The 1,871-nt window shown below is 69.7% G+C and carries 1 protein-coding gene and 1 pseudogene; both read right to left on the bottom strand.

Features of this window, described 5'->3' with window-relative positions; translation table 11 throughout:
- Nucleotides 1-634 (bottom strand): annotated as a pseudogene (locus FKV24_RS17570) (putative peptide modification system cyclase); the annotation flags it as partial.
- A gap of 11 nt (nt 635-645) precedes the next feature.
- Nucleotides 646-1,629 (bottom strand): GGDEF domain-containing protein, encoded by a 984-nt coding sequence (locus FKV24_RS17565; protein ID WP_111268214.1) that lies wholly within the window; start codon nt 1,627-1,629, stop codon nt 646-648.
- Between the last annotated feature and the right edge of the window lie 242 nt (nt 1,630-1,871).

Raw genomic sequence — 1,871 nt, 5'->3', positions numbered from 1 at the left:
GCGGCGCGCGCAGCGGGGCGACCCCGGGCTCGCCGACCTCGAAGATCTGCTGCCGTTCGACGACGCCCTTGAAGCGCCAGGAGCCATGCGACTTCCAGATCAGGTGCTGGCCGCGTTCGCCCAGCTCGCGGGCGGCACGGTGGGCCAGTGGCTCGGCGACCGCCGACATCAGCACCTGCCCGGGACGGGCGATCGACATCAGCCGCGCCGCGATCGGCTTGGCCAGGCCCTCGACCTCGACCGGCTTGGCGCCCAGGCGCACCGCCTCGTCGCTGTTGCGCCAGGTCAGCACCTCGCCCACGTGCAGGCCGGCGCGGGTCCTGACCCGCAGGTGTCGCAGCTTGCCGATCTCGTCCAGGCCGCGGCCATAGTCGAGGGCGAAACCGAGTCCGTCGATCGGCCGCTCGAACAGCAGCAGCAGGCCGTCGGAACGGTCGATCAGGCGGCCGCGCCACTGCTGCTGCAGACGCAGCACCAGGCGGTCGTGCTCGCGGAAGAACTGGGCGGTGCCACCGTCGCCGAGCTGCTCGACCAGGGTGGTGGAGTCGCAGATGTCGGTCAGCAGGATCGTGCGCAACTGCGGTGCCGCCGACGCGGCCTGGGGCTCCTGTTCGATCGTCACGACGTCGTCCATGGCCGCCCCCGTCATGCCGTGCTCGGCAAGGGGTCCTGCCACTCGACCCGGCCACCGCCGAGGCGTTTGGCGCGGTACAGGGCGGCGTCGGCCTGGGCGTACCAGGCGTTCCAGTCGGCGTCGGCCTCGACCAGGCAGGCGCCGACGCTCAGCGGGCAGATGAGCGGCGCGATGCCTTCCTCGGCCTCCATCGCCAGCAGGTTCTGGGCGGTGCGGACGACATAGCTGGCGACCCGCATCACGTCCTCGCGGCGGGCGGAGGCGACCACCAGGCAGAATTCGTCGCCGCCGAGGCGGCAGGCCAGATCCTCGGGGCCGACCACCGCGCGCAGGATGCTGGCCACGCTCTGCAGCACGCGGTCGCCGACTAGGTGGCCGTGTTCGTCGTTGACCTGCTTGAAGCGGTCGCAGTCGACCAGCACCAGGCCCAGCGCCGTGGTCAGGCCGATCTCGCGGCATTCCTGCATGTGCAGCATCAGTCCGCGACGGTTGTACAGGCCGGTCAGTTCGTCGGTGCGGACCAGCTCCTCGGTCTGGTTGAGCTGGTGGGTGGTCGTATGCAGATTGTCCAGCGCCGCCTGCAGGTCGTGGTTGCGGCGGCGCAGACGGCGGATCAGGCCCTGCTCGTTGTAGACCACGCGCATGATCGCGCGGCGCAGGAAGAACGACACCGTCGCCGGATCGTGCTCGACCAGACGCTCGAATTCGTGGTGGCGCAGTTCGATCAGCTGGCCGTCGCAGGCGGCGATCGCATCGGCGCTGCGGGCATGGTCGCCGATCAGCAGACCGAGCTCGCCGAAGAATTCGTTGGGGCCCAGGCGCTTGACCTGCAGGTCGTCGCCGAAGTCCAGGTCGATCTCACCGCGCGCGATCACGTACATCGCGGTGCCGCTGTCGCCGCGGCGGAACAGCACCTCGCCCGGGCTCACCGCGCGCAGGCGGCCCATGCGGGCGAACAGTTCGAATTCGTCGGCGCTGAGGATCGCCGAGGTCATCGCGATCACATCGTGCGCACTGTGCGAAACGTCCACGGCCGCCCTCGCCTTCTCCTCGGTGTTCCGATCCGGCATCGCAAACGCCAGGTTTTCGCGGTTCATGCGCACTCCCGCAGCCTAGATGCATCGTCCCTGTTCATCAGCCCCGTACACCGCAAGAGCACAGGCGTTCGGAGGATAGCACCACACTGGCGGGAGAACGGAAAAACCCCGGCCGCCCGGACAGACGGTCCGGGCGGCCG

The sequence above is a fragment of the Marilutibacter maris genome (assembly GCF_006546735.2).
Classification (GTDB): domain Bacteria; phylum Pseudomonadota; class Gammaproteobacteria; order Xanthomonadales; family Xanthomonadaceae; genus Marilutibacter; species Marilutibacter maris.
Note: the sequence above shows the minus strand (reverse complement) of the source record. Positions and strands in the feature narration are given on the sequence as shown.

What these genes read in the sequence shown, in the direction of transcription:
- FKV24_RS17565 (WP_111268214.1), bottom strand. Translation starts at nt 1,629, where the DNA reads ATGACCTCGGCGATCCTCAGCGCCGACGAATTCGAACTGTTCGCCCGC.